At 60.0% G+C, this 25,458-nt stretch carries 25 protein-coding genes and 1 pseudogene; 14 read left to right on the forward strand and 12 right to left on the reverse strand.

The features are described 5' to 3' along the window. Positions 1-5: 5 nt before the first annotated feature. Together J4D25_RS18930 and J4D25_RS18935 are read left to right on the forward strand one after the other, a co-directional pair. The gene (locus J4D25_RS18930; RefSeq protein WP_079246714.1) at positions 6-440 is read left to right on the forward strand and encodes a very short patch repair endonuclease; all 435 of its coding nucleotides are present in this window, start codon (positions 6-8) and stop codon (positions 438-440) included. 415 nt (positions 441-855) lie between these two features. After that, the gene (locus J4D25_RS18935; protein WP_057713597.1) at positions 856-1,365 is read left to right on the forward strand and encodes a Bro-N domain-containing protein; all 510 of its coding nucleotides are present in this window, start codon (positions 856-858) and stop codon (positions 1,363-1,365) included. A gap of 194 nt (positions 1,366-1,559) precedes the next feature. Here J4D25_RS18935 and J4D25_RS18940 read toward each other — a convergent pair whose 3' ends face one another. Together J4D25_RS18940 and J4D25_RS18945 are read right to left on the reverse strand one after the other, a co-directional pair. Continuing rightward, on the reverse strand, positions 1,560-5,063 hold the full coding sequence (locus tag J4D25_RS18940) for an alkaline phosphatase family protein (RefSeq protein ID WP_057713596.1): 3,504 nt from the start codon (positions 5,061-5,063) through the stop codon (positions 1,560-1,562). A gap of 44 nt (positions 5,064-5,107) precedes the next feature. After that, positions 5,108-6,898: a SulP family inorganic anion transporter gene (locus J4D25_RS18945; RefSeq protein WP_057713595.1), complete on the reverse strand. Its 1,791-nt coding sequence runs from the start codon at positions 6,896-6,898 to the stop codon at positions 5,108-5,110. 118 nt (positions 6,899-7,016) lie between these two features. Here J4D25_RS18945 and J4D25_RS18950 point away from each other — a divergent pair, with 118 nt between their 5' ends. After that, a complete protein-coding gene (locus tag J4D25_RS18950; RefSeq protein ID WP_057713594.1) occupies positions 7,017-7,982 on the forward strand; it encodes a hypothetical protein in 966 nt (321 codons plus the stop codon). 120 nt (positions 7,983-8,102) lie between these two features. Continuing rightward, a complete protein-coding gene (locus J4D25_RS18955) occupies positions 8,103-8,420 on the forward strand; it encodes a helix-turn-helix transcriptional regulator (protein ID WP_007998876.1) in 318 nt (105 codons plus the stop codon). A 144-nt stretch (positions 8,421-8,564) separates the two neighbouring features. Here J4D25_RS18955 and J4D25_RS18960 read toward each other — a convergent pair whose 3' ends face one another. Further along, a complete protein-coding gene (locus tag J4D25_RS18960) occupies positions 8,565-9,623 on the reverse strand; it encodes an MBL fold metallo-hydrolase (protein WP_057713593.1) in 1,059 nt (352 codons plus the stop codon). A 215-nt stretch (positions 9,624-9,838) separates the two neighbouring features. Between J4D25_RS18960 and J4D25_RS18965 the strand changes: the two genes are divergently transcribed. Continuing rightward, on the forward strand, positions 9,839-10,450 hold the full coding sequence (locus tag J4D25_RS18965; protein WP_057713592.1) for a TetR/AcrR family transcriptional regulator: 612 nt from the start codon (positions 9,839-9,841) through the stop codon (positions 10,448-10,450). Positions 10,451-10,569: 119 nt separating this feature from the next. On the opposite strand, the gene J4D25_RS18970 is transcribed toward J4D25_RS18965, so the two are convergent. Continuing rightward, a complete protein-coding gene (locus J4D25_RS18970; RefSeq protein WP_057716571.1) occupies positions 10,570-11,511 on the reverse strand; it encodes a LysR family transcriptional regulator in 942 nt (313 codons plus the stop codon). 15 nt (positions 11,512-11,526) lie between these two features. Here J4D25_RS18970 and J4D25_RS18975 point away from each other — a divergent pair, with 15 nt between their 5' ends. Together J4D25_RS18975 and J4D25_RS18980 are read left to right on the forward strand one after the other, a co-directional pair. Beyond that, positions 11,527-12,234 (forward strand): CTP synthase, encoded by a 708-nt coding sequence (locus J4D25_RS18975; protein WP_057713591.1) that lies wholly within the window; start codon positions 11,527-11,529, stop codon positions 12,232-12,234. Further along, on the forward strand, positions 12,231-12,554 hold the full coding sequence (locus J4D25_RS18980) for an antibiotic biosynthesis monooxygenase (protein WP_057713590.1): 324 nt from the start codon (positions 12,231-12,233) through the stop codon (positions 12,552-12,554). Before J4D25_RS18975 ends, J4D25_RS18980 begins: the two co-directional genes overlap by 4 nt. A gap of 145 nt (positions 12,555-12,699) precedes the next feature. Here the strand turns inward: J4D25_RS18980 and J4D25_RS18985 are convergent, their stop codons facing one another. Next, on the reverse strand, positions 12,700-13,026 hold the full coding sequence (locus J4D25_RS18985; protein ID WP_057713589.1) for a DUF2025 family protein: 327 nt from the start codon (positions 13,024-13,026) through the stop codon (positions 12,700-12,702). A 211-nt stretch (positions 13,027-13,237) separates the two neighbouring features. On the opposite strand from J4D25_RS18985, the gene J4D25_RS18990 reads away from it, so the two are divergent. Beyond that, positions 13,238-14,362 (forward strand): glycerophosphodiester phosphodiesterase, encoded by a 1,125-nt coding sequence (locus J4D25_RS18990; RefSeq protein ID WP_057713588.1) that lies wholly within the window; start codon positions 13,238-13,240, stop codon positions 14,360-14,362. A gap of 208 nt (positions 14,363-14,570) precedes the next feature. Beyond that, on the forward strand, positions 14,571-14,876 hold the full coding sequence (locus tag J4D25_RS18995) for a PepSY domain-containing protein (protein ID WP_057713587.1): 306 nt from the start codon (positions 14,571-14,573) through the stop codon (positions 14,874-14,876). 60 nt (positions 14,877-14,936) lie between these two features. On the opposite strand, the gene J4D25_RS19000 is transcribed toward J4D25_RS18995, so the two are convergent. Then, complete coding sequence (locus tag J4D25_RS19000) at positions 14,937-16,562, reverse strand: methyl-accepting chemotaxis protein (RefSeq protein ID WP_057713586.1); 1,626 nt, start codon at positions 16,560-16,562, stop codon at positions 14,937-14,939. Between the two features lie 271 nt (positions 16,563-16,833). Here J4D25_RS19000 and J4D25_RS19005 point away from each other — a divergent pair, with 271 nt between their 5' ends. The 3 genes from J4D25_RS19005 (at position 16,834) to J4D25_RS19015 (ending at position 19,793) form a co-directional block, all read left to right on the forward strand. After that, positions 16,834-17,856 carry a transporter gene (locus J4D25_RS19005; protein ID WP_057713585.1) on the forward strand — a complete coding sequence of 341 codons (1,023 nt, stop codon included), beginning with the start codon at positions 16,834-16,836 and terminating at the stop codon, positions 17,854-17,856. 351 nt (positions 17,857-18,207) lie between these two features. After that, complete coding sequence (locus tag J4D25_RS19010) at positions 18,208-19,074, forward strand: hypothetical protein (RefSeq protein ID WP_057713584.1); 867 nt, start codon at positions 18,208-18,210, stop codon at positions 19,072-19,074. Then, entirely contained in the window at positions 19,071-19,793 is a 723-nt protein-coding gene (locus J4D25_RS19015) for a TylF/MycF/NovP-related O-methyltransferase (protein WP_056725897.1), read from the forward strand. The genes J4D25_RS19010 and J4D25_RS19015 overlap by 4 nt, the downstream gene beginning before the upstream one ends. Before the next feature lie 124 nt (positions 19,794-19,917). On the opposite strand, the gene J4D25_RS19020 is transcribed toward J4D25_RS19015, so the two are convergent. Further along, positions 19,918-20,352: a multidrug/biocide efflux PACE transporter gene (locus tag J4D25_RS19020; protein WP_057713583.1), complete on the reverse strand. Its 435-nt coding sequence runs from the start codon at positions 20,350-20,352 to the stop codon at positions 19,918-19,920. A gap of 90 nt (positions 20,353-20,442) precedes the next feature. On the opposite strand from J4D25_RS19020, the gene J4D25_RS19025 reads away from it, so the two are divergent. Then, on the forward strand, positions 20,443-21,297 hold the full coding sequence (locus tag J4D25_RS19025) for a LysR family transcriptional regulator (RefSeq protein WP_057713582.1): 855 nt from the start codon (positions 20,443-20,445) through the stop codon (positions 21,295-21,297). A 204-nt stretch (positions 21,298-21,501) separates the two neighbouring features. Here J4D25_RS19025 and J4D25_RS19030 read toward each other — a convergent pair. The 3 genes and pseudogenes from J4D25_RS19030 to J4D25_RS19040 form a co-directional block, all read right to left on the reverse strand. After that, a pseudogene (locus tag J4D25_RS19030) lies at positions 21,502-22,736 on the reverse strand (RNA polymerase sigma factor). A gap of 1 nt (position 22,737) precedes the next feature. Continuing rightward, positions 22,738-23,082, reverse strand: a complete 345-nt coding sequence (locus J4D25_RS19035; RefSeq protein ID WP_057713581.1) for a YciI family protein — start codon at positions 23,080-23,082, stop codon at positions 22,738-22,740. A 66-nt stretch (positions 23,083-23,148) separates the two neighbouring features. Beyond that, entirely contained in the window at positions 23,149-23,574 is a 426-nt protein-coding gene (locus J4D25_RS19040; protein WP_057713580.1) for a nuclear transport factor 2 family protein, read from the reverse strand. A 141-nt stretch (positions 23,575-23,715) separates the two neighbouring features. Here J4D25_RS19040 and J4D25_RS19045 point away from each other — a divergent pair, with 141 nt between their 5' ends. Next, positions 23,716-24,201 carry a GNAT family N-acetyltransferase gene (locus J4D25_RS19045; RefSeq protein WP_057713579.1) on the forward strand — a complete coding sequence of 162 codons (486 nt, stop codon included), beginning with the start codon at positions 23,716-23,718 and terminating at the stop codon, positions 24,199-24,201. Positions 24,202-24,337: 136 nt separating this feature from the next. Here the strand turns inward: J4D25_RS19045 and J4D25_RS19050 are convergent, their stop codons facing one another. Together J4D25_RS19050 and J4D25_RS19055 are read right to left on the reverse strand one after the other, a co-directional pair. Continuing rightward, complete coding sequence (locus J4D25_RS19050) at positions 24,338-24,826, reverse strand: GNAT family N-acetyltransferase (RefSeq protein WP_057713578.1); 489 nt, start codon at positions 24,824-24,826, stop codon at positions 24,338-24,340. A gap of 97 nt (positions 24,827-24,923) precedes the next feature. After that, the gene (locus J4D25_RS19055; protein ID WP_057713577.1) at positions 24,924-25,409 is read right to left on the reverse strand and encodes a GyrI-like domain-containing protein; all 486 of its coding nucleotides are present in this window, start codon (positions 25,407-25,409) and stop codon (positions 24,924-24,926) included. Positions 25,410-25,458: the final 49 nt, after the last annotated feature.

Below are 25,458 nucleotides of genomic sequence, written 5' to 3' on the forward strand. Positions count from 1 at the left end.
ATCAAATGGATATTGTAGACACAACAACGCGCTCCAGAATGATGTCCTCAATACGCGGTAAAAACACTAAGCCTGAAATTTTTATTAGAAAGCTTTTGCATTCACACGGCTTCCGTTTCCGCATCCATCAAAAAACTCTCCCAGGACAACCTGATATAGTTTTAAAAAAATACAACACTTGCATCTTCATAAATGGCTGTTTTTGGCACCGACATCCAGGGTGCTCACTTGCTACATATCCAAAAACCCATACCGATTTTTGGAGTGAGAAATTTAGACGAACCATTGAGAGGGATATTCTCAATATCAGCAATCTAGAAACACTAGGTTGGCAGGTTATTATCATTTGGGAATGCGAGATAAATCGTTACCACTCGAACTTTGATGAACTCGCCAAACAGATACAATCGCGCACTCTGTCAACACGCACTCAATCTTAAAGTTAAATAGACTTAGCTATTACTTGCCGCTATTAATTTATTACCCTTTTCTCATATATTTGTCTTACTCACTTGACCAATTACGAACACCTGATAGGCTGTTCGCCGAGCCTAAGAAACTCTGAAAACCAGAGCGGTCCTCCGCACCCGACAGTCATGCGGCTTTTTTTCGTCTGCGGTTTCTCTACGCCTGCGAGAAAATCCCCGTTATGTCGGGAGTGGGCGAATACAAGACCCGAAAGGGGAATATGTCCGGCCCGTCTCTGGTGGGTTTCTTAGCTCCCGACACCCTTAACGAATGCCCTAAGAAAGCAGCCAGAGGTAAAGGAAATGCCTGACCATCCGACCTTCACGATGAAGGTGAATCGCCGTACCCACAGATCCAACCACGTGCTTCCGCTCCAGGAGGCTCGCCATGCCTGAATCACTCAAACCCACCCAGTTCACTCGTCACAACGTCCACCTGCATGCCCTTCTGTTGGAGAACCAGGCGTGGTTCTGCGCGCATGATCTCGGGCGACTGATGGGCAAACACCTTGATGAGCGCGTGACGCGCAAGCTCGATGCGGACCAGAGGCAAATGATGCTCGTTGACCTCTATGGCGCAGCTAAAGAGCGTTTGATGGTGAGCGAGTCAGGTGTGTATGCGTTGTTGATTTATCACTACTGCCCTGAGAATCGATTGCTGCGAGAGTGGCTGACTCATCAGGTGGTGCCTGCGCTACGTGATGCACGGCCGTCGTGTATGGTGGAGCGTCCGACGTTGAGTGCGCTTGATTGGCCGAAGATGTCGCTCTGTATGTTGCATTGGCAGGATGAGCCGTGGATTCGATTGCGGGATATGCCGTGTGTGTTGGCGGATGATCCTTTCAATCGACGTGAGTCCTGGTGGCAGAAGGCATCACGGGTTATGCGCGGATTCTGATCTCTTGGCTGTATCAAACAAACCGCTGCTTGAGTTTCAAGCAGCTGATTTTGTTTTAGTGGCGTATACACCGGTGCCATCGCGAGCAAGCTCGCTCCCACAGGGGTTCAGCGGCTGGCTTGGAAACGTCTGTGTATCAGGGCCGCAGGATTATCCTGCGGCCCTTTTCTTTGGCTGTGACCGCGGTTACGAGATCACCTCCCCAACCCACTACTCCGCCAAGGACAAACCGCCGCCCTAACCCCACTCGGCCCAACAATCTCCGGCGTCTGCCCCAACGACCTCGCACTCAACACACTCCCCACCCGCTCAATCAACTGATCAAACCCCAACGTCGCATCCTCCTGCTGCGACTTGCGCAGTTGTTCGACCATGGCATAGGTGAAGGCACCGTAGTGGTTGGAGCCCACCACATATTCGCTGGCCTTTTCGTTCTCCCGCGCTGCGTAGAGCATCAGCGGCATGTAGGGACCGTGGTGGCCGTAGAGTCTGGTTTGGCGCAGCAGTTGGGCTTTTTTCTCGGGGCGCAGGCCGGTGGCGGCGCCTTGGGTGTTGCGGGTGCGGGTGAGGCCGCGGGTTTTGTTGTCTTGTTCGCTGAAGTCGCGGCGGTCGGCGTCGGTGGCGTAGACGCGGCGATCCCAGTCGCCGGCGTAGGGGTCCCAGCGCAGCATGCGGTGGCGGATGTCGCTGGGTGGGGTGATGCCGCGCACGCGGCCGTTGCCGCGGGTCATGCCGCCGGCGTAGCAGCAGTCGAACAGGACGGTGAGTTTGGCGCCGTGGCCGTCCGGGTCGAATGGCAGGTGGCTGTAGAACTGGCGAAACAGTTTGTCGGTGAAGTGGGTGCTTTCGTCGTCCCAGTCGAAGTCGTGGAGCACCAGGGTTTCGTCCATGCAGTCGGCTTCGCCGCTGCTGCTGTAGACCGGCAGTTGGGTGCCGTGGCCGGAGTAGAACAATACGCGCTCGTCGCCGGCGCGGGCGCCTTCCACCAGCCATTCTAGGCGCTCGACGAAGTTCGCCCGGGTCGCTCGGGCATCGTGCAGCAATCGGATGTCGCCGGCATCGTAGCCGCTTTCCTGAAGCATGCGGCTGATCAGGTAGGTGTCGTTGATGCAGCCCTCGAGGCGTGCGCTTGGGTCGAGGTAGTCGTTGATGCCGACCACCAGGGCGCGACGTTTGCGTTGACCGCTGCGGGCCAGGAATGCCGGCACTTCCAGCGCTCGCGCCGCCACCACATCGCGGGCGAGTTGCGGCCACAGGCCGGTCTGGCTGGTGGGTGAGGACAAGTAGGCCTGGGCGGCGTGATTGAGGTCGAGCAGGTCATCACGCAGCTGCACGCTGAATTCGGTTTGCAGGTCGACTCGCGCTGAATCCGGCGATGTGATGGGCCGGGTCAGCAAGCCGTCGTTGGGGTTGTGGAGGTGGAACCAGCGGCGGATGCCTCGGCCGTTTTCGCTCAGGCGCAGGACCCGCCCGCCCCACACTTCGCGCATCACCAGCGGCAGTGCGATCGGTGAGCCGAAGCTGACGAACACTCGGCCATCGATGCGCTTGAGTGCCGAACCTTTTTTTGCCACCGAGCGACGCAGGGCGTCGTAGCCGATCAGGCTGCCCAGGCCTTGGGCGAAGATGATCTGTGGATTGAATGCCTCGATCTTCGCCAACAGATGTTGCGTCAACGCAGTGCGCAACTCGGCGTCCTCGATCCATTGCACGATGGCGCCAACGGTGGTTCGCAACATCTGGTTGACCGGCAGGCCCCAACTGCCGAAGTTCTCGTCGGCCTTGCCCCTGGCGTCGGCGCTCAGCATCGCCAGGCCTCGGGTAATCTGGGCGAAGTCCGGCCCCTCCTTGAGTTGCTCGTCGAAGGACAGGAAGTCGATATCCTGGTCATCGATGAGGCGACCGTTCTGTGCCAGTTGAGTACGGATCAATGTGCGCCACTGGTCCTGCCAGTTCGCATCGATGCCGCCCTGCCCCTGGCCGGCTGGCGTGAACCCGACACCCGGCAGGCACAGGACGCGCAGCCGTGTTGGCGCGACTTCCGCTCCCGGTTCTGCCAAGGCTTTGCTGGCAGGCACTGCAACGGGGCGAACAGCTTGCCCTTGGGCGGTCACCATCAAATCCTGCAAGCGTCGCAGTTTCGCCTCCAGGCTGTCGGCACTGGGCGCGGCAGGCGTGAGCGCGGCCTGAGCCGGATCAGCCAGGGCTCGGCTGCGGTTGCCGAGAAAACCGCTGACCCATTGGGCGCTGCTCTTCCAGATCTGCTCTGGATCGAGGCCATCGAGGTAACCGGTGGCGCTATCCACCACTTGCCGACTCTGGGTCGCCAGTTCCGACTCGATCAATGGCAACCCGACGCGACTGGGCACCACAGTGGCCGCCAATTTTGGCGCAGCCGTTACACCCGGTGCAGCGCGCCAGATAGGTGCGTTGCCGAAGTGCTGCGCCGCGACCACCCGTGGGCCGAGGGCACTGCGCGGCAATTTGAAGTGGTCGCAAAGAAATGCCAGCAGGCTGGTGTGATCGTAATGCTGGGCCTGGACGCTGCCCGTCCAGGGAATCAAGCCTGGCTTGAGCCACGGCGAAGCCAGAATCGCCGGAACCCGAACGCCGAGGCGGGTAAATGGATTTTTCCATGGGACATCGGCCGTTGAACCGGTCGCCACGCAAGTCGGCGGCACCACGTGGTCATGGAAGCCGCCATGTTCGTCGTACAGCAGCACGAACAGGGTTTTGTTCCAGACAGCGGTGTTGGCCGACAAGGCGTTGAACACTTCACCGACAAACTGATCGCCGAAGCGCAGGTCTTCAGGTGGATGATGCGACACATTGGGCCCGAGTTTGCCGTTGAGCAGGCCATAGCTCGGTTCGATCCAGGACAGTTCGGGGAGCCTGTTACCGGCGACGTCCGACTTAAAGTCGTCGATGCTCAGGTGCTGCAAACCACCCTTGACCAACGCCGCCAGCGGGATCGCGCCATCGGAATAAATCCGCGCGTCGTGGCCGTTGTTGCGCAGCAGCGAAAAAATACTCTCGCCGCCGAACTGTGCGATCAGGCTTTTGATGCCGGCCAGCACCGTGCCCGTGGAGGGCATCAGCAGGTGACCATTGCAACTGCCGAGCATGGCAAAAAAACGGTTCGGCCAGGTGGGGCCCGGCACCGAGGAAAACCAGCGGTCGCATACGGTGAAGTTACGCGCCAATCCGTGGATGGCCGGCAGCGTATCCTTCGCTGGCGTGGCGCCGAACGGGATGTAGTTCATCGCCCGTTGAGCCATGGACTGCGACCAGGTTTTGTACACCTTCAGGTCGCTGCGGGCCTTGTCGTAGGCGTCCTGGGCAAAGCCGGCGAGCGTAGGGTTGGCCGGGCTGGTCTTGAAGGAGACGCCCAGTTGTTTCTCTACGTTGACGAATTCGTGGCCAAGGTCGAAACCCTCGCTGTTGCCCGGCGGCAGCGCCGGAGGCAGAGGGGGCGGCGGTGCCCACAGGCTGTAGTTTCCCGGGAACTCCGACGCTTGAGTGATCACCGTCGAATTACCGTTGGCCAGCTTCAACGGGTTGGTGCTGGGCGCCTTGCGGTTGATACCGTCACACGCGGCATTGATGCTTGTGTAATCCCCCAGCAAATGGTCGAACGAACGATTTTCCATCATCAGCACGACGACGTGCTCAATCCCTGCGGGCCAGTTGTTCGGCATGGTTCGCTCCTTGATGTGAAGTCTCTATTTCAATCTCGCGGGTTTCACGGCAATCCGTTCCCTTCATCTTCCCGCTCCCTGTAATCCACCCGATAATTCGCCACATAACTATCCACAGCCGTCCCAATCGTAGGAAAAAACGCCGTCTCCCCCAACCGTGCAAACAACCCAAACCGCTTCAGCTTGTCCTTCACCGGATCCTTCATCTCGGCAATGCACAACTCAATACCCGCCGCATGCAAGGTGTCGTCCAGTTCGGCCAGCATGTCGGCAGACGTCACATCGACACTGGTGACCGGCTCTGCGGCGACTACCAGCCAGCGCACGGGCGTGGGCGATGCCGCTACGGCGTCCAGCACTCGGTCGCTGAACAGTTCGGCGTTGGCGAAAAACAAGGGGGCATCCCAGCGAAACAGGACCAGGCCGGGGATCAGGCGTGCGTCGGGGTAGCGTTTGATGTCGTGGTAGCCCTTGACCCCATCGGCGCGGCCCAATACCGCGGAGTACGGGCGCCAGCCGTCCCAGAGGAATTCAATGACGGCAATCACGATGGCCAGGCCTATGCCCTCGATCGCCCCGAACACGGCCACGCCGACGGTACAGACGATCGACAGCCAGCATTCCCAGCGCTGGATGCGATAGATCCGACGCAGGTCGGTGATTTCGATCAGGCCGATGGCCGAGGCGATCACGACTGCCGCCAGTGCGCTGGACGGTAAATGTTGCAGCAGGTCCGGCGCCACCACCAACAGCAAGGCAACCGCCAATGCGCCGACGACGCCGGTCATTTGGGTTTTGGCGCCAGCGGCCTCGGCCACGGGCGTGCGGGACGAGCTGCTGCTGATCGGGAAGCCTTGGAAAAAACCGGCCGCCAGGTTGGCGATGCCGAGGCCCACCATTTCCTGGTTCGGGTTGACGTAGGTTCGGGTCCGCGCCGCATAGACGCGGGAGAGCACGCTGGTGTCGGCGAACGAGACGAGTGCGACGGCGCAACCGCCGATCAACACCGGGACGATGTCGGCGCTGGTGATCCAGGGAATGGCGAAACCGGGCAAGCCCTGGGGGAGCGAACCGAGGACCGACACACCGGCGCGTGTCGCAAGGTCGAGTACGCCCACGGCGACTGTCGCGCCAACCACGGCGATCAGGATGCCCGGCAGTCGCGGCCACCTTTTTAGTAGCAGGATCACCGCCAGGGTGAGCCCGCCCACCGTGAAGGTGGTCCAGTTGACCTTTCCCTCCATCACCGCGGAGGCGATGGCCCCTATGTTGTTCAATGGGCCGTCGGATTCAATCGAAAAACCGAACAGCTTGGGCAACTGGCTGATCAATACGGTCAGTGCGATGCCGTTCATGTAGCCGTAGCGGATCGGTTTGGACAGCAGCTCGGTGATGAAACCCAGGCGCGCGATACCGGCCAGGATACACACCGCTCCCGAGACGATCGCCATCATCCCTGCCAGGGCGACGGCACGCTGCGGGTCGCCGCCGGAGAGTGGAATGATGACGGCAAGGATGACGGCCACCAGGGAGGAATCCGGCCCCATCACCAGAATTCGGCTGGGGCCGAACAAGGCATAGAACAGCAGCGGAACGATGGTCGCGTAGAGGCCATATATGCCGGGCACGCCCGAAGCCACCGCATAGGCGATACCGACGGGCACCAGCATCGTGGTCAGCACCAGGCCGGCCACGATGTCGTAACGCAACCATGCCGGTTGGTATTCGCGCAGCATGCTCAGCCCCGGTACCCAACGGCGCCAGCCGGTCTGTTCATCCCGGCGGGCTATCCGGCCTGGCTCCGGGAGAGGGGGCGAAGCATCTGAATGGCTCATGAACCGCCCTCTTTGATGGACTGTGCAGGCTCGGCGATATCGAAGTGATCTGAGTGTAGCTATTGCTTCGAATGCGCCATCACTGGAAGCTGTTCACCTAAAGGATTTGGAACCCGACATGAAATTCGACCTCGCCTATTGCCTCGGCCTCAACGACAAGTTGTCGATCTACGACGTTCGGGATCTGAATTTCGACGAGACGATGGATTTCGACTCCGCCAAGGAACACTTCCAGTGCCCCAACGATGCCTGTCGTTTGGCGTTCGATGCGACCAATGAGCTGGGCACGTTCAACGCCAAGAATGTGAATTACGTGCGCACGCCGCACTTCAAGAACCTGCCGAGTACGCGGCATGTCGAGGGCTGCCCTTATGTCAGCTTGAAGACGCCTGCGTCGGGTGGGGATGAGACGGAAACGGATGACAGCCGCGAGGAAAATTTCCCGTCGGAATTGTTACTGACTCGGCGTGAATATGTGCGTAAGCCGTCCAGCCCGAAGGTCGCGGCGGACGGGGTGCGGGATGAGTCGCTGACGCCTTCGGTGGCAAGCAATGTCGAGCAACCAGGCAGGGAATCGGCCCCGGACAAGACCAGCGTCTTCGCCCATCCGGTAGAGTGTTTTGTGTCGAACTTCGACGACAAGGATTTGCTCAAGCGTGTGCCGCTGAAGATTGGCGAGCACACCGCGCCTTACGCGTCGTTTTTCAAGAAAATCGAATACCTGCAGGACAACAAGGGGCTGATTTACTGGGGCAAGGTCAAGGAGATCAAGGACTACACCCAGAGCTTTCGCATCGATTTCGAGAAGAAGGTCTGGTTCGAGAAAAAGCCTTACTCGGTCAATGTCTACCTGAGCAAGAAGCTGATCGACAGCTACCGCAAGCGCAAGGCATTCCTGGAGGAGATCAAGCACGCCATCGAGAGCGGGCGGGAGTTGTATTGCTTCTTTTATGGCGTAACGCCCGAGCTGAAGCAGGTGCCGAGCAAAAAGAACCCCGAGCAGACGTTCGGGGTGTTCAGCGCCAACATCGAGAATCTGGATCACTTTATCGTGCGGGAAGCGCCGGAGTTGGCGGGCAAGTAAGCGCAGCACCGTTCGTCTGCCTGAAAAGACAAATCAAAAAATGCGTTTGATCCGGGCTCAAAACAACTGTACAAAAACACAGTATATTTTGAACCAACACTCTCGAGCCCGGAGAACACCATGGCCTCTCAAGCGATGAAAATCACCCTGGAACGTATCGCCCTCTTCCAATTCACCCCGGCCCACTGCGCCCAGGCCAGAGCGATGCTGGGCTGGAGTGTGGAAGAGCTGTCGCGGGAGTCCCGGGTCTCGGTGGATGCCATTCAACGCTTCGAGGCACGCCAGGAGGTGCTGGATGTCACGCGCCTGGCGCTGGCCTATCGGTTCGAATCGGAGGGGTTGGTGTTCTTCCCGGGGTTTGCGCCGGGTCGAGGGATGAATGTGAAGGGGTCGACGCCGAATCCGGTTGGGCGAGCGGATTTTGCGATGGTGGAGTGAGCCAACTTATCGATTGACGATAAATGCCCCCCTGTAGGAGCGAGCTCGCTCGCGATGGACGTTAACGATAACGCGTGCTGTCTGAATGATCGCGTTGTCCAGATGATTTTCGCGAGCAAGCTCGCTCCTACAGAGGTCATCACTCTACGCGTTATGAGCCACCACCCGATCACTCTCCCCTTCCACCGCCAACCACCACGCCCTACCGCGCTGCGGATGCATCAGGTTGAACGCCTCGCCCATCTGCGGCGTGGTGATCGATACGTTGCGTTCCCAGGCCAGGGCCAGGATACGGTCGAAGGGTTCGTACCAGGCGTGCATCGACAGGTCGAACGTACCGTTGTGGATTGGCAGTAGCCAGCGGCCCTTGAGGTCGAGGTGGGCTTGCAGGGTTTGTTCGGGTTGCATGTGCACGTGTGGCCAGTCGACGTTGTAGGCACCGGTTTCCATCAGGGTCAGGTCGAATGGACCGTACTGTTCGCCGATGCGTTTGAAGCCGTCGAAGTAGCCGCTGTCGCCGCTGAAGAAGATGCGTGTGTCGCCGTCGATCATCACCCACGAAGCCCAGAGGGTGCTGTTGCTGTCGAACAGGCCGCGGCCGGAAAAGTGCTGCGACGGGGTCGCGATAAACTGGATGCCATCGACTTCCGTGCCTTGCCACCAATCCAGCTGGCGGACTTTGCTCGCGTCGATGCCCCACTTGATCAGGGTGTCGCCTACGCCCAGCGGGGTAAGGAAGTGTTTGGTCTTGTCCGCTAGCTTGAGCACGGCCTGATGATCCAGGTGATCGTAGTGGTCGTGGGACAGGATCACCGCTTCGATCGGTGGCAATTCTTCCAGGCTGATCGGTGGCTGGTGGAAACGCTTGGGGCCGGCCCATTGCACCGGAGAGGCACGCTCGGCGAAGACCGGGTCGGTGATCCAGAATTTGTCGCGCAGCTTGAGCAACACCGTGGAGTGGCCCAGTCGATAGACGCTGTGGTTGGGCGCTGCGATCAGCGCGGCTTGAGTCAGGGCTTGCACCGGGACGGGCGCGCTCGGGCGGGTGTTTTGCGGTTTGTGGAACAGCACGTTCCAAAGGACGCCCATGGTTTTGCCAAAGCTTAAACGTTGAACCGGCGTGAAGTTTTGGTACTGCCCTTGAGCCTGTCGGGACGCTTCAGGTGTGGAGGCGTTGTCCGCCGGGGAGTTTGAATTGGCCATGACTGAATGACTCCAGAAAAACCGCGCATGACGCGACTTTCCGTTTTGGGACGATAAATGGCCAAAGCACGCACGCATCAGCCGGACTTTCTATTTTTGCTGGGCAGGATTAACAAAACATTACACTGCACAGTGTAGTTTCTAGGTTGCATCAAAGTCGATGACAAGTAAACTGCTGAGTGTAATTCCTCCCTTCTTCCTGCCGAAGCGTACTTATGACAGCTCCACAGCGCCTCACCGACCGAAAACGCCAAGCGATCATTCATGCCGCGATCAACGAATTCCGTGACAACGGTTTCGAGATCACCAGCATGGACAAGATTGCTGCCACTGCCGGTGTGTCGAAGCGCACGGTGTACAACCACTTTCCCAGCAAGGAAGAGTTGTTCGCCGAGATCCTCAATCAATTATGGACCCGGGTGACGGCAGAACAGGAAACGGCCTACCGTCCCGACCTGCCGTTGCGTGAGCAATTGCGCGGATTGCTGATGGCCAAGCTGCAAATGTTGGGCGATGACAATTTTCTCGACCTGGCGCGGGTGGCGATAGCGGCGACGATTCATTCCCCGGAGCGGGCGCAGGATATGGTGGCGCGAATGGGCGAACGTGAAGAAGGGTTGACGGTATGGATTCGTGCCGCTCAGGCCGATGGTCGGTTGAAAGCTATTGCCCCTGATTTTGCCGCACAACAGGTGCAGGGGCTGCTCAAGTCGTTTGCCTTCTGGCCGCAGATTTCCATGGGCAAACCAGGCTTGTCACCCGAAGAACAACACCAGGTGGCAGACTCCGCGCTGGACATGTTTCTGGCCTGCTATCAGTTGCAATAAATGACAAGTTCGACGGCGGCGTCGAAGGATCGATGGCTCTGATTTGAATGACGCGATGTGTTTCAGAATGAAACCGGCACTGAGCCTTTAGTGAGCTTCAGCCAGGAACCTGAACGGTTTCACGGCAGTTTCAGCGCCCGCCCCAACTCATCGAACAAGGTAACCACTGAGCGCAAGGCACGGCAGTCGGGACGGGTCAGCAGCCACAGCGCGGTGTCGTATCCGTGCAGGGGTTCGCTCAGCGGCTGTAATCCGTCGCCGATCAAAAAATCCGGCAACGCCGCTACACCCAGGCCGGCCCTGACCAGCTCGGTCACCGACAGCATGCTGTTGCAGCGATAGCCCGGCGTTACCCCCGGCAAGGCCTGGCGACGCCAGGTAACGGTCGGGTGATCAGGCAGGAAGTCATCCGGGGCTATCCAGGTCAATGAGGCCAGGTCAGGGGTATTGACCGATTGCAGGTATCGCTCGCTGGCACACACGCGATAGGAAATGTCCGCCAGCCGCCGTCCCACCAGATGCTCCGGTGGCGTGCGGGTCAGGCGCAGGGCGATATCGGCATCCCGACGGCTGAGGTTGGCAAAATCATTGGATGTGCTGAGCTCGAGCGTCAGCGCCGGATAGTTCGGCATGAACTGCGCCAGCGCCGGCAACAGCAAACCTTGCAGGACCGAATCGGTACAGGTCAGGCGCACGATGCCGCTGATCACTTCTCCGCCCTGCTCCACACCAATGCGCGCCGCCTCCAGAGCCTGTTCAGCGCGCTCGGCCTGTTCAGCAAGGGACTGCGCCAGGGTGGTGGGCAGGTAACCGGCGCGGCTTTTTTCGAACAGTTGCTGACCCAGTGCACCCTCCAGCCGGCGCACCGCTCGAAACACCGTCGAAACATCCACCTTCAGCAGTTGCGCAGCGCGAGCCAGAGAGCCGCCACGTACCAGCGCGAGGATCAGGGCCAGGTCCGGGTAGTCCAATCGATAGTGCGTCGCTGCATTGATCACTTGGGAAAACGCCAATATTGAGTGCGTGAGCGCCAATCTATAGTGGGCACCAGCAATCAACAAGTGCAGAGGCCCCACATGGAAACCCGCCCGATTCGCATCGCCCTGATCGGCGACTACGACCCGCAAGTCACCGCCCACCAGGCCATTCCCGTCGCCCTCGAAATGGCCGCTGAACACAGTGGTCTGAACGTGCAATGGCAATGGCTGGCCACCGATGACATCCACGCCGAGACACCGCTGCACAGATTCGACGGGGTCTGGTGTGTGCCGGCCAGCCCTTACCGGAGCATGGACGGTGCATTGCTGGCGATTCGCTTTGCCCGCGAACAACGGCGACCTTTCCTCGGCACCTGCGGTGGTTTCCAACACGCGGTGCTGGAATATGCGCGCAACGTGCTGGGCTGGTCAGATGCCGAACACGGCGAGACAAATCCCGATGCCGCGCGGGCGCTGCTGACGCCACTGTCGTGTGCGCTGGTGGAAGCGGTCGATACGATTGATTTGCTTGAGGGTTCGTTGCTCGCCAAGGCCTACGAAAACACCGAGATTCGTGAAGGCTATCGCTGTCGTTTTGGTGTGAATCCGCAGTTCGAAGGGGAGTTGCTCAAGCGCGAACTACATGCCGTCGGCCACGATTCGGAACACGGACTGCGGGCGGTCGAACTCAGCGGTCATCCGTTCTTTGTCGCGACCTTGTTCCAGCCCGAGCGGGCGGCGCTCAAGGGCGTATTGCCGCCGTTGGTTGGCGCCTTTGTCGAAGCCTGTGCGGGGCGCTCGTCATGATCGCCGATACACCAGCTGCGCCTTATTACGCGGTGATCTTCACTTCACTGCGCACCAAGGGTGACCAGGGTTACGCCGAAGCAGCCGAACGGATGCTGGAACTGGCCCGCGAACAGCCGGGGTTTCTTGGTGTGGAGTCGGCACGGGGCGAGGATGGGTTGGGAATAACCGTGTCGTACTGGGCCAGTGAAGCGGCCATTCTGGCGTGGAAGCATCATCCCGAGCACAGTGCGATTCGCGAGTGTGGGCGCTCGACCTGGTATGCGCGGTGTCATACGCGGGTGTGTCGGGTTGAGCGGGCTTACGGATTCAATCAGTGACTGATTTAGAGTTCTTCGGGCCGCCATCGCGAGCAAGCTCGCTCCCACATTTTGATCCCGGTCGGTCACAACATTTGTGCGCGACAAAGATCTACTGTGGGAGCGAGCTTGCTCGCGATGGGGCCCGTCAATTCACCGCAAAAACTCACCCCTGAACCAGACTACGAACCGCCGAAATCTCCGGCACTTCCCGCCGGTTCATGTACACCCGCAACGGCTCGGTGATGTTGATCCGGTCATCGATGTTCTGGTCCAGCAGCAACTGGATCAATTCCCGCTTGAGCGTCATGACCTGCCCGGGCCCCGCGGCCCAGACGAATTCGCTGACAGGGATGATGCCGTCGTCCGCCACGTCCATGCCAAACGAGTCTTCGCTGAAGCGCACAATGTAGTGCCCGGTCTTGCGGTTGAGGCCGACGAAGCCTTTGAGTTGGTCGGCAGCCTGGCAGATGAGCTGGGAAGTGATGCGCATGGTAAACCCCGCAATGGTGATCGTTGGTTTGCACGCAGGGCCTGCGTTTCCCTCTGCCGGGGAAATTGCAGGGCCTCAGCGTACTGCAAACGGGCGCACAAAAGCGCTGACGAAAATCAGCTTTCGACAGGTTTATGTCGGTCTGGTGATAGCGTCTACAACGATGAGTTGTTAAAAGGGACCGCTCACTTATTGCGAAAGGATCTCGACCATGCCCACAACCTTTACTAAAAGCGCCCTGTTACTGAGCCTGTTGCTCGCCCTCGGCCACGCACAGGCCGCCAGCGAACCCGGTCCCGCGGCACTGGCGACCCGCTTGGACATTCCGCGTCCAGCGGTGATCGCCCACCGTGGCGCATCGTTCGATGCGCCGGAATCCACCGCCGCCGCCTACAAGACTGCCCGCGACCTGGGCGCCGACTACCTGGAACTGGATCTGCAGCGCAGCAAGGATGGCGTGCTGTTTGCCCTGCACGACAACAATCTGCAACGCACCACCGACGTCGCCAGCAAATTCCCCGAGCGCAAGGACAGCCCCGCCAATGCGTTCACCATGGCCGAACTGAAAACCCTGGACGCGGGCAGCTGGTTCAATGCCGCGTACCCGGATCGCGCACGTCCCGCCTTCGCGGGCCTGAAGATTCTGACCTTTGATGAAATCATCGACATCGCCGAGGGCAACAGCCTGCACAAGCCCGGCCTGTACATCGAGACCAAGGAGCCCAAACAGTTCCCCGGCATCGAACGCGACCTCAAGGAAAAACTTCAGGACCGGGGCTGGCTGAGCCCGACCGCTTCGAAACTGGCAAAAAACGAGCTGGCGGTCGGCCAGGGCAAAGGCAAGGTGGTCCTGCAGACTTTCGAGAAGAGCAGCCTCGAACTGCTGCAAAAAGAGATGCCGAAGGTGCCGAAGATCCTGCTGTTGTGGGTCGGTGAAGGCAGTATCGAGCCCAAGTCCAAGGTGACATTTGCCGAGTCCGGCGAAAAGGACAAAGCCGCTTACTACGCCAAACAGCAACCGAAGGACAAAGCCGAATTCCAGCACTGGGTCGACTACGCCAAGACCCAGGGTGCCATCGGCACCGGCCCGTCCGCCGCACTGACCCAGGGTGGCGACCAGAGCTACTCGGATCTGGTGCAACCCTGGATGAACCAGTACACCCACGACCAGGGCCTGCTGGTGCACGTCTACACCATCGACGATGCGGTGGACTACCAGAAAGTCATGGACGCCGGTGTCGACGGCATTTTCACCAATCGCGCCAGTGAGTTATTGAAGTTCTATAAACGCCCGGCGGCGAGTGTTGCGCAGGTGCTACAGAACAACGGGTATTGATGCGCTATTGCACAAAAACTTGTGGGAGCGAGCTTGCTCGCGATAGGGCCATCAGCTTCAACATCAACGTTGACTGACACTCCGCCTTCGCGGGCAAGCCACGCTCCCACTGGGATTGATGCAGGACATGTAGAGGGATTTAAGGGTGGATTAAGTTACACAGGCTAACCTGATCTCACTTAAACAGATCACCCAAGGAAAGAAGCCCATGAAGACCCTGACTGCTTTGTTTACCGCTGCAGCCCTGACCCTCACCGCCGGCCTGGCCCAGGCCGATGTGCGAGTCGATCAGATCCCGCAACTGGTCAAGGACGGCAAGATCAAGCCACTGGAAGACTTGAACAAGATCGCGCTGGATCTGCATCCGGGTGCAACGATTACCAAGACCGAGCTGGACAACCACTTCAACGGTTACGAGTACGAAGTTGAACTGCGTGACGCCAAGAACGTCGAGTGGGATGTGGACATCGATGCCTCCAACGGCAAGGTCCTGGAAAACAAACAGGACACGTAATCCCCAAACAGACAAAAGCCGCACGATGGGAACATCGTGCGGCTTTTGCGTTTTCGGGATTCAAGCGCTCAGGCGCGCCGTCACCTCGTTCAACTGCCCCGACAAGCCGTGCAGATTGGTGCTGGCCGCTTCAGTGCGCTGCACGTTGTCCAGGTTGGTGCTGGCGATGCTGGTGATTTCGGTGAGGTTGCGCGAGATGTCTTCGGCCACCGAGGTCTGCTCTTCGGCGGCAGTGGCGATCTGGCGGTTCATGTCGCGGATGGCTTCCACGGCCAGGGTGATGCGTTCGAGCATGGCGCCGGCCTCCGTCACTTGCTGCACGCTTTGTTCGCTGCGCGACTGACCGCTTTCAATCGCCTGGGCCGCTTCGATTGCACCGGTCTGCACGGTCTGGATGATCTGGTTGATCTCGATGATCGACGCCGCCGTGCGCTGGGCCAGGCTCCGCACTTCGTCGGCCACCACAGCGAATCCGCGTCCGGCCTCACCGGCGCGGGCCGCTTCGATGGCCGCGTTGAGTGCCAGCAGGTTGGTCTGTTCGGCGATCCCGCGAATCACCTCCAGAACCTTGCCGATGCGTCCGCTGTCGGTTTCCAGTTGGCGGATGACCGTGGCGGTGTTGGCGATTTCGCCGCGCATCTGGGTAATCGTGTGGATGGTGCCCTGCATGACTTTTTCGCCCTGCTGGGCGGACTGGTCGGCATCGTCGGCGGCCCGCGCCGCTTCGGCGGCATGGCGGGCCACTTCTTGTGCGGTGGCGGACATTTCGTTCATCGCCGTGGCCACCTGATCGGTGCGGTTGAACTGCTCGTTGGTGCCGCCGGCCATCACGGTGGCGATCGAGTTCAACTCACCGCTGGCGCTGTCCAGGTCCGACGCGCTGCGCTGCAAACGGCTGAAGGTTTCGGCGAGGAAATCGCGCAGGGTGTTGGCGGCCATCGCCAGTTTGCCCAACTCGTCCTGACGGGTGCTGGCCACGCGCTCGGCAATACGCCCCTGGCTGAGTTGCGCCACGTATTCGATCAGTTTGCGGATCGGCTCGACCAGGTTGCGGTTCACCAGCCACAGGCTCAGCAGGCCGATCAGTACCCCCGAAAGCAGCATCACGACCAGCCCCAGCAACACCGTGCGCTCGGCACTGGCGCTGATCAGTGTCGATTGCTCGGCGCCCTGCTTGCGCAACTCGCTGACCAGTTCACTCATTTGATCGCTGGTCGCGCGGTCCACGCCCTTGACCGCCGCGTCGCCCGCCGCAGGGTCACCACCGGCGGCCACGAACGCGTCCCGGCCCTTCTGATAGGCCGCGCCCAACTGGCGATGTTCGTCACGCAAGCGCTCGATGCGGCTCTTGAGTTGCGGCTCGATGCCCTTCTGCGCGGCCAGCTCACCGAGGATGTTTTGCACATCGCGCTGACGCTCCTCGAATTGCCCCCAGTACTTGCTCAGGTCCGCCGGTTGCTTGCCGCGCAGCAGAACGTTTTTCCATTCCTGCACCTGCACCTTGAATTGCAGGTTGGCTTCATCGATCAATTGCGAGGTGTGCAGCGGGCCTTCGATCAGATTGGCGTAGTTCTGCACGCCGCTGGACAGGAAGTGAAAGCACGCCAGGGCGATCAACAGCATCGCCAGCAGGCTGCCGCTCAGCAGGGCGAGAATTTGTGCTCTCAGGGACTTTTGCAAAAGCATCGCAGGGTACTCATGACAGGAATGGGGCACGCCCGTTAAGGCGTGAAAAGTGTCCGGACATCCCTGTCTGCGGTCCCGGCCGAGGCCTGCGGCGCGCAACTTAACCCAAGCGTGATCGGCTAGCCAGAGCGGTTCTTGAGAAAATCCCGACCGCCGGTAGAACAATTTTTTGCGTTGTTTTTCTGTCACAAAAACGTCATTCCCGTTTGCGATGATGCCGCTCAAGTGAACCTGTAAAACACGTGACAGGCGCCTCCCCTTGCGAGTCCTCATGAACCACAGCATCGATCAAAGCCATCGCGACACGGATCTGTTCGGCCTGCTTTACGTTTTCAGTTTTCGCCCCGGTGAGGCCGGTCGGGAAATCAATTCCGCCGAGGCCTTGCAGTACCTGCAACAGCCGCAAAGCGATGAGCAATTTCTCTGGCTGCACCTGAACCTGGCCCATGCCGCGTGCGAGCGCTGGATGAAAAGCCATCTGGAGTTGCCCGAAGAGTTTTTCGAAGCGCTGCACGAAGGCTCGCGTTCGACGCGCATCGAGCATGTCGACTCCGCACTGCTGGCAGTGGTCAACGATGTGGTGTTCAACCTCAGCAACATGGTCTCGTCGGATGTCTCGACCCTGTGGGTGTGCGCCCGCAGTCAATTGATCATCAGCGCCCGCCTGCAACCGCTGCACTCGGTGGACAAATTGCGCTCGTCGGTGAAGGCCCGGGAGTGCTTTCGCTCCCCGCTGGAGCTGCTGGTGCATTTGCTGCGCGACCAGGGTGAAGTGCTGACCCAGATCGTGCGCAAGACCAGTCAGAGCGTGGATCAGATCGAAGACCAATTACTGTCCTCGCGGCTGTCGACCAACCGCGCTGAACTGGGCGCCAATCGCCGGGTGCTGGTGCGATTGCAACGGCTGCTGGCGCTGGAGCCAGGCTCATTGCTGCGCCTGCTCAACCGGCCGCCGCAATGGCTGCAAAAGGAAGACGTGAAGGAGCTGCGCAAATCCACCGAGGAGTTCGCGCTGATCATCAATGACCTCACGGCGCTGGGTGAACGGATCAAGCTGTTGCAGGAAGAGATCGCCGCCAACATCAACGAACAGACCAACCGCACGCTGTTCACCCTGACGGTGGTGACGGTGCTGGCGCTGCCGATCAACATCATCGCCGGTTTCTTCGGCATGAACGTCGGCGGCATTCCGCTGGCGGATGACCCGCAGGGTTTCTGGATCCTGGTGGCGCTGGTCGCGACCTTTACCGTGATCGCCGGGCGCTGGGCGTTTCGCAAGCAGCAGGATTATTGAGTCCCCGTCATCACCTGACACACGGATCAACTGTGGCGAGGGGGCTTGCCCCCGCTGGGTGGCGCAGCCGCCCCAGCACTCGGTCATTCAAACCGCACTAGCAGGATTGAGGACTGCTCTGCAGCCGAACGGGGCGGTGCGGCGTTCCGACAGGCCCGCTCCCACAGGGTACAAGTTCGAAGCACATCATCCCGGCGGGTTTTCCCGTCGGGATTTTTTCGTCCAGCGGCACGGCATTTGCTCGCGAACTCAAGGGCTGCGCTTTATTGACGCACAACTCGTCCGGCAGCCCTTCAGTTTGCCAGCGTGGTGCCGACTCATAAGACACTCGATGTATTCAGGAGAGGAACCGTGAATCTGTACATCAATCAGCTGCAACAGAAAGCTGACTTTAAAGAAGCCATTTACGCGGGCGATATTTTCCTGAACACGCAGTTACGCGCCGCCAAAGAACTCTGTGCCTTTGCCCAGGAAAGCATCACGGCGGCCTTCGATGGCGAGACCAACCACCAGGCGCTGCACACACTGATGCCGGTGGAAGAGTTCGTGGTGCTGGTGACTCGGCTCAAGGGCCAGTTCACCAACAGCCTGCGTGCCAAGGAGCTGATCCGCAGCTTCACCGACGAAATCGGTGCCGCTCCCGAGGAGTTCATTTTCGACGTCCCGCGCATCCGTGTCGTACCCAACTACGACTACCTGCACGCTGGCGTCAGCTACGCCTACAAACCCCATCGCGATACCTGGTACGGCGGTGTCGACTGCCAGATCAATACCTGGATGCCGGTCTACACGATCCAGCCTGACCAGACCATGATGATCAACCCGGCCTACTTCGACGTCCCGGTGAAGAACACCTCGGCGCAGTGGAGCCTGTCCGACTGGATCGGCGTGCAACGCCAGCGCGCCAAGGACAACGTCAAGGAAGAGGCGCGCCAGCACCCGGTGCCCACCGAAGCGATCAACAGCGCCTCTGAACTGCGCATCGCCGGCAACACCGCCGAGATGCTGGTGTTCTCGGGTTCGCACCTGCACGGCACCGTTCCCAATTACACGCAACAAACCCGCTTCAGCGTGGACTTTCGCCTGATGCACCTCGACGACCTCAAGCACCAGCGCGGCGCGATTAACGTCGACAGCGCCTGCCCGGATGTCGGCGCCGGCTTCAAAGACTACTTCCACGTCCACGACTTTTCGAATTTCCGAGGAATCCCGCAATGACCAAGCGTCGCATCACGCCCGCCGAGGCCCAGTACAACGAAACCCGTACCAACGTCCTGAAACGGGTCGATGCCGAATACGTGGCCGACGCTCCGTTCGTCTTCGCCAACCGCATTGGCGTGACTGCCGCGTTGTCGCGCATGGAGCTGTTCAAGAAGGTCGCGGAAGTGCCGGGCGCGATCATTGAGTGCGGCGTGTACAAGGGCAACTCGTTGATGCTCTACATGCACTTGTCGATGATTCTCGAACCGTATGCGATCAACCGCTCGATCGTGGGTTTCGACACCTTCGAAGGCTTCCAGAGCATCGACAAGAAAGAAGACCCGGCCGACGTCAACGAAACCATGTTCGCCGACACCGACCAGTCGCTGATCCAGGACATGATCGACGCCAACGACCTGTTGCGCCCGGTCAACCGCATTCCGCGCTGCGAACTGGTCAAGGGCGACATCGTCAAGACCGTACCGGAGTGGGTCAAGACCCGTCCGGACCTGGTCGTGGCCATGCTGATCCTCGACACCGACCTGTACGAGTCGACCAAAGTCGCGCTGGAAACCTTCCTGCCGTACATGCCCAAAGGCGCGATCGTGGTGCTCGACGAAGTCGCCTACCGTAACTTCCCGGGCGAAACCAAGGCCCTGCGTGAAGTGCTCGACCTGAACAAGATCGAACTCAAGCGTCTGCCGTTCGATTCGTGCGTGGGTTACTTCCACGTCTGATCTGGTGCAAAACCTGTGGGAGCGAGCCTGCTCGCGAAAGCGGTCTGACATTCAGCAATGAAGTTGACTGACACGCCGCCGTCGCGAGCAAGCTCGCTCCCACAAAAACCGGTTCAAACACGACTCAGCAAACCTCACGAGTCACCAGCATCCGCTCCCGAACCACGTCATACACCCAGTGGTAGACGTAGGTGTACGGCAGGAAGAACAGCAACACACCGATATCCAGCAAGAACGCCTGCCACAGGCTGACATTCAGCCACCAGGCGATCAGCGGCACGCCGAGGGCGACCAGGCCGCCTTCGAACAACAGCGCATGCACCACGCGGACCCAGGCGTTGTGTGCGATGGCGAGGCGCTTGAGCAGCCGATCGAACATACCGTTGAAGACCACGTTCCAGGCCAGGGCCAGGCCGGCGATGAGGATGGTGACCATGCCCATTTCCAGCATCGGTTTCTTCATGATCCAGGCCAGCAATGGGGTACAGATCAGGATGGCCAGCAGTTCGAAGCCGATGGCTTGAAAAATACGTTCAGTAATGGATTTGTTGGCGCTCATGGCCGAACTCCCTTGGGTGACTGTGGTTGCCATGATCCATCAGCACACCGATACTTCATAACCAATAACCATCGATCAAGGCGATAGTTCATGGCCTCTCACGAAGTGTTACTGGCGTTTGTCGAAGCCGCGACCCAAGGCTCGTTTTCCGCCGCGGCGCGCAAATTGGGCCGCAGTCAGTCGACCATCAGTGCGGCGGTGGCCAGCCTGGAAATCGACCTGAACCTGACGCTGTTCGACCGCAGCAGCCGCAAGCCCGGCTTGACCCCGGCCGGACACGTCATGCTGCAACGGGCCGAAGACATCCTGGCCGCCACCAGTCGCCTGGAAATAGCCGCCAGCCAACTGTCCCAAGGGGTGGAAGCGAAGCTGACGGTGGCGCTGTCCGATACCTATCAGTCGGACCGTTTCGAAGCCGCCCTCAGTGCCTTCGAGCAGCGTTACCCGGACCTGGAGCTCGAGTGTCTGATCGCCGAATGCGATGATCTGATGTCCCTTGTGCAAAGCGGCCGGGCGCAGATTGCCTTCGCCGAAATGCAGGACAGCTACCCGCCGGACCTGGTCAGTTCGACGGTGGACGAGCGCACGGAAATCGCCTTGTTCGTGTCCCCGACGCATCCTTTGGCGACGTTGGACCACATCGACCGGGACGTACTGCAGCAACACCGCGAACTGCGTCTGGCCACCATCATCAATCCCTATGAGAGCCGGGCGAAGGGCCGCGTCTGGTCGGCGCCAAGTTACCTGATGCTGCTGGAAATGGCCCAGGGCGGATTCGGCTGGGCGCCGTTGCCCCGCTGGCTGGTCGAGCGATTCGGGCCTGGTACGTTGCAGGAACTGGTGGTGCGCGGCTGGCCGAAAACGGTGTCGGTGGATGCGTTGTGGTCGCGGCTGAATCCGCCGGGGCCGGCGGGGAGCTGGTTGCTGGGCAAGATGCTGGAGTGAAGGTCCTTCGGCCCTTATCGCGAGCAAGCTCGCTCCCACAGTATCGAGTACACCATCAATCCCTGTGGGAGCTGGTTGCTGGGCAAAACGCTGGAGTGAAGGTCCTTCGGCCCTTATCGCGAGCAAGCTCGCTCCCACAGTATCGAGTACACCATCAATCCCTGTGGGAGCGAGCTTGCTCGCGATGAGGCCAGAACGGCCACATCACTCCAACGCCTTGAGCCGCTCTTCGATAAACCGCCGCTCCGGCTCTTGTCGGGTCAACGCCAGCGCCCGCTCCCACGCGGCCCGCGCCTCCTGCTTGCGACCCAGTTGCCAACAGAATTGCGCCCGCGCCGAATGCACCAGGTGGTAGTCGAGCAGTTCTCCCCGCTCCAGAATGGCGTCGACCAACGTCAGTCCCGCCAGCGGACCATCCCGTTGCGAAATCGCCGCCGCACGATTCAACTCGATCACCGGCGACGGCACAGCCCGCAGCAGGACGTCATACAGACCGACAATCTGCGGCCAATCGGTTTCCCCCGCCGTCGGGGCTTCGGCGTGCACCGCTGCGATCGCCGCTTGCAGGCAATAGGGTCCGAATCGTCCCATGGTCAGCGCCCGCTCGACCAGCGTGCAGCCTTCACTGATCAACCCGGCGTCCACAGCGAACGGTCCTGTTCGTCCAGCACAATCAGCTCGCCGCTCGCCGAGGTCCTGGCCGGGCGGCGCGACTCGTGCAGCAGCATCAACGCCAGCAAGCCCATCACCTCCGGTTCCGGCAGCAGTTCCACCAGCAACCGCCCGAGTCGGATCGCTTCACGGGTCAAATCCTCGCGGATCAGTTCTGCCCCGATGGACGCCGAGTAGCCCTCGTTGAACACCAGGTAAATCACCCGCAATACACTGTCCAGGCGCTCGGGTAGCTCAGCGAGTGTCGGCACTTGATAAGGGATTTTCGCATCGCGGATCTTCGCCTTGGCGCGCACGATGCGCTGGGCGATGGTGGCCGGGGCCGAGAGAAAGGCCCGGGCGATTTCTTCCGTGGTCAGGTCGCAGACTTCCCGCAGCGTCAGTGGCACTTGTGCGTCGGCCGCCAGGGCCGGGTGGCAGCAAGTGAAGATCAGCCGCAGGCGATCGTCTTCCACGTCTTCATCACTCCAGTCGGCCTGCTCCAGTTCCTCCAGTTGCGCGATCAGCAAGGGCTGCGACGCGGCAAAGCGTGCGCGTCGGCGCAAGGCATCGATGGCCTTGAAGCGCCCGGTGGACACCAGCCAGGCCCGCGGATTGTCCGGCACGCCGTCACGCTGCCAGCGTTCGACCGCGATGAAAAACGCCTCGTGCAAGGCCTCTTCGGCGAGGTCGAAATCACCCAGCAAGCGAATCAGGGTCGCAAGAATCCGCCGCGACTCTTCGCGATAAACCCGCTCGACCTGCGCCTGAACCGGCAGCCCCGGCATCTTAAGGATTCAACTGCCGAACGGGGCGCACTTCGACACTGCCGACCCGGGCCGCCGGAATGTTCCCGGCGACCTGGATGGCTTCGTTGAGGTCCTTGGCATCAATCAGATAAAAACCGGCCAACTGCTCCTTGGTTTCAGCGAATGGCCCGTCGGTGATCGACATCTTGCCGTTGCGCATGCGCACCGTGGTGGCGGTCTGCACCGACTCCAGCGCCTCGGCGGCGACCATCCGGCCACTGCCCTGGATCGACTCGGCATAGGCCATGCACTCTTCGTCCTTCGGGCTTTCCGGCAGCGAATGCAGCAACCGCTCATCGCTGTAGACCAGGCATAAATACTTCATCACGCTCTCCTTATCGAACGATCAACTATGGCCGCTGATTGGCATTCTGGCTCGGCTTCCCGACGATCAGGGCTTGAGGTCGAATAGCGTCGCGCCGCTGGTCATGTCGAATGGCGCCGACCAATGTTCGTGGACGATCTGCCACAGCCCGGCTTCTTGCCGATAGCAGGCGGTGACGCGCATCCAGCAGGACTGGGTTTCGCCCTTGTCGTTGGTGCCACCGCAATGTGCCAGCCAGTGAGCGAACGCAATTTCCTGGGACGGCTCGATGGTGATTTCGTCGAATTCGAAGATGTGCGGGCCGGGGCACATTTCCATGCAGGCCTGCCAATGCGCGCGATACGCCGGCTTGCCTTTGAATTGCAGGGCCTTGACCGCGTCGAAGGAGACGATGTCATCGGCGTACAGAGCCATGACTTTTTCAATGTCCTTGGTCATGACCGCCTGACGATAGTTCTCGATGAGGTTCTGGATCTGGGTTTGCGAGTTCATGGTGGTTCTCCGTGGTTTTTATAGTGAAGACACCCTTAGTCGTCTGGCGATCCGGTGAATCGACAGGTGAAATAAAAATAATCCGGGAAAGCAAACTCGCTAGAATCCGAGGCTCATTTGTGATGGAAAAAGGACACTCCCGTGACAGCCCGACTCGTGCCTTATGAAAGCCTGAATGCACTGCAGCGCCAACAGGTCGAGGCCATTGAAGTGCATTCGGAACAGATCAGATTCTCGGGTGACATCCACGGCGCCTTGCACACGCTGTTGTCCAAGCCCGGCCCCGGCGTCAAGGGCTTCGCCCTGCTGGCCGAGGATGTGCCCGTCGCGTTCCTGCTGCTCAAGCGCCCGCCGGTGTTGCCGGCCTGGGCCGATGAGCACAGCGCCACGCTGCATGCGCTGCAAGTCGATCAACGCGTCCAGGGCAAGGGCTACGGCAAGGCCTGCCTGCAAGCGCTGCCCGAGGCGGCGCGCCTGGTCTGGCCGGAAATCAGGGGGCTGGAGCTGTCAGTGGATGCCGACAACGAAGCCGCCATCGCCCTGTACGCCAGGTTTGGCTTTGTCGACAGCGGCGAGGCGTACAAGGGCCGGATCGGCTATGAGCGGCGGATGGGGTTGGTGTTTTGAACACAGCCCCCACCAACACCACAAAACTACTGTGGGAGCGAGCTTGCTCGCGATGGCGGCGTAACATTCAACATCGATGTCGACTGATAGTCCGCTATCGCGAGCAAGCTCGCTCCCACAGGGGATCTATGTCGGATCAGAGTTCCAGCACCATCTCATGCCACGCCATGCCACCATGGTCCGAGGCCGAGGGTTTTACGTAGGCAAAGCCGAATCCGGCATACAACGGAATATGCCGCTCCTTGCACATCAGGTTGATGGTGACCTTGCCCATCCCACGCATGCGTTCGATGAACTCGCCCATCAGGCGCTTGGCCAGGCCTTGGCCCTGATAATCCGGGTGCACCACCACCGACATGATCACCACATGCGGCCCGGCCGGGTCGTGGCCGATCAGTTCCTTGAACGCCTCGTCCGACATTTCCACCTGGAACGCCGCACCGGAGTTGATGAATCCGGCGACTACCCCGTCCACTTCAGCGACGATGAAACCCTCGGGCCAGGTGGCGATGCGGGTGGCGATCTTCTCGCGGGTCGCGGCTTCGTCACCTTCATAGGCAAGGGTTTCGATGGCAAAGCAGCGGTCCAGATCGACGGGGGTGACGTTGCGGATGACGGTGTTCATGGCAGCTCGGGATCAGCATGGGAAAGGCTGGGGATGATAAATCAGCCGCCGTGGGACATCGAGAGACGAATCGGCTGATCCGCCTCTCGCGCAGGTGTCATGCCTTGATCGGCAGCCAGATTTCCAGCTTGCCGGTGTTGAGTTTGGGATTGAAGTCTTCGCTGTAGCGTTCGAACTCCGGAGCCGCCAATAGCTCGTGGCCGGACTGCGGCAGCCACGTGCCATGGATGTACTGAAAGGTTTGCGGCAGGGTGTCCAGCGGTCCTTTGTGTTCGAACACCACGTACTGCTGCGGCTGAACTTCTACCCAGCGGTAGATTTCGGGCAAGTCGTCGAGCTTGCTGATCTCGACCCCGGCGATGTAATCGAAGCCGCCCTTGCCGTCGAAATTGCAGCAGACACCGTAGGTGACTTCGCCTTTTTGGCCCGGAATATGGCCCAGATGCGGGATGAGTTTCTCCCAGAGTTCGGGAATGCCTTGAACGGTTTGTTGGGTAAATGTTCCGCCAAGCCCTGCAATCAGCAGGAAGTGCCCGTGTTCGAAGCGCGGTTGCGTCGGTTCGACGCGTGCTAACTCATCCATGACTCGACTCCTGACGCATAAAAATGGGTTCGGCTGGGAGTATAGAAGC

Source organism: Pseudomonas sp. GW456-L13 (assembly GCF_017350115.1).
Classification (GTDB): Bacteria; Pseudomonadota; Gammaproteobacteria; order Pseudomonadales; family Pseudomonadaceae; genus Aquipseudomonas; species Aquipseudomonas jessenii.

Bases quoted from the DNA above. Each gene is read 5' to 3' on its own strand.
- J4D25_RS18980 (WP_057713590.1), top strand. From the start codon at position 12,231: ATGATCGCCGATACACCAGCTGCGCCTTATTACGCGGTGATCTTCACT.
- J4D25_RS18950 (WP_057713594.1), top strand. From the start codon at position 7,017: ATGAAATTCGACCTCGCCTATTGCCTCGGCCTCAACGACAAGTTGTCG.
- J4D25_RS18955 (WP_007998876.1), top strand. From the start codon at position 8,103: ATGGCCTCTCAAGCGATGAAAATCACCCTGGAACGTATCGCCCTCTTC.
- J4D25_RS19015 (WP_056725897.1), top strand. From the start codon at position 19,071: ATGACCAAGCGTCGCATCACGCCCGCCGAGGCCCAGTACAACGAAACC.
- J4D25_RS19025 (WP_057713582.1), top strand. From the start codon at position 20,443: ATGGCCTCTCACGAAGTGTTACTGGCGTTTGTCGAAGCCGCGACCCAA.
- J4D25_RS18940 (WP_057713596.1), bottom strand. From the start codon at position 5,063: ATGCCGAACAACTGGCCCGCAGGGATTGAGCACGTCGTCGTGCTGATG.
- J4D25_RS19020 (WP_057713583.1), bottom strand. From the start codon at position 20,352: ATGAGCGCCAACAAATCCATTACTGAACGTATTTTTCAAGCCATCGGC.
- J4D25_RS18990 (WP_057713588.1), top strand. From the start codon at position 13,238: ATGCCCACAACCTTTACTAAAAGCGCCCTGTTACTGAGCCTGTTGCTC.
- J4D25_RS18995 (WP_057713587.1), top strand. From the start codon at position 14,571: ATGAAGACCCTGACTGCTTTGTTTACCGCTGCAGCCCTGACCCTCACC.
- J4D25_RS18945 (WP_057713595.1), bottom strand. From the start codon at position 6,898: ATGAGCCATTCAGATGCTTCGCCCCCTCTCCCGGAGCCAGGCCGGATA.
- J4D25_RS19040 (WP_057713580.1), bottom strand. From the start codon at position 23,574: ATGAACTCGCAAACCCAGATCCAGAACCTCATCGAGAACTATCGTCAG.
- J4D25_RS19000 (WP_057713586.1), bottom strand. From the start codon at position 16,562: ATGCTTTTGCAAAAGTCCCTGAGAGCACAAATTCTCGCCCTGCTGAGC.
- J4D25_RS19050 (WP_057713578.1), bottom strand. From the start codon at position 24,826: ATGAACACCGTCATCCGCAACGTCACCCCCGTCGATCTGGACCGCTGC.
- J4D25_RS18930 (WP_079246714.1), top strand. From the start codon at position 6: ATGGATATTGTAGACACAACAACGCGCTCCAGAATGATGTCCTCAATA.
- J4D25_RS19005 (WP_057713585.1), top strand. From the start codon at position 16,834: ATGAACCACAGCATCGATCAAAGCCATCGCGACACGGATCTGTTCGGC.
- J4D25_RS18975 (WP_057713591.1), top strand. From the start codon at position 11,527: ATGGAAACCCGCCCGATTCGCATCGCCCTGATCGGCGACTACGACCCG.
- J4D25_RS19035 (WP_057713581.1), bottom strand. From the start codon at position 23,082: ATGAAGTATTTATGCCTGGTCTACAGCGATGAGCGGTTGCTGCATTCG.
- J4D25_RS18985 (WP_057713589.1), bottom strand. From the start codon at position 13,026: ATGCGCATCACTTCCCAGCTCATCTGCCAGGCTGCCGACCAACTCAAA.
- J4D25_RS18960 (WP_057713593.1), bottom strand. From the start codon at position 9,623: ATGGCCAATTCAAACTCCCCGGCGGACAACGCCTCCACACCTGAAGCG.
- J4D25_RS19055 (WP_057713577.1), bottom strand. From the start codon at position 25,409: ATGGATGAGTTAGCACGCGTCGAACCGACGCAACCGCGCTTCGAACAC.
- J4D25_RS18935 (WP_057713597.1), top strand. From the start codon at position 856: ATGCCTGAATCACTCAAACCCACCCAGTTCACTCGTCACAACGTCCAC.
- J4D25_RS18965 (WP_057713592.1), top strand. From the start codon at position 9,839: ATGACAGCTCCACAGCGCCTCACCGACCGAAAACGCCAAGCGATCATT.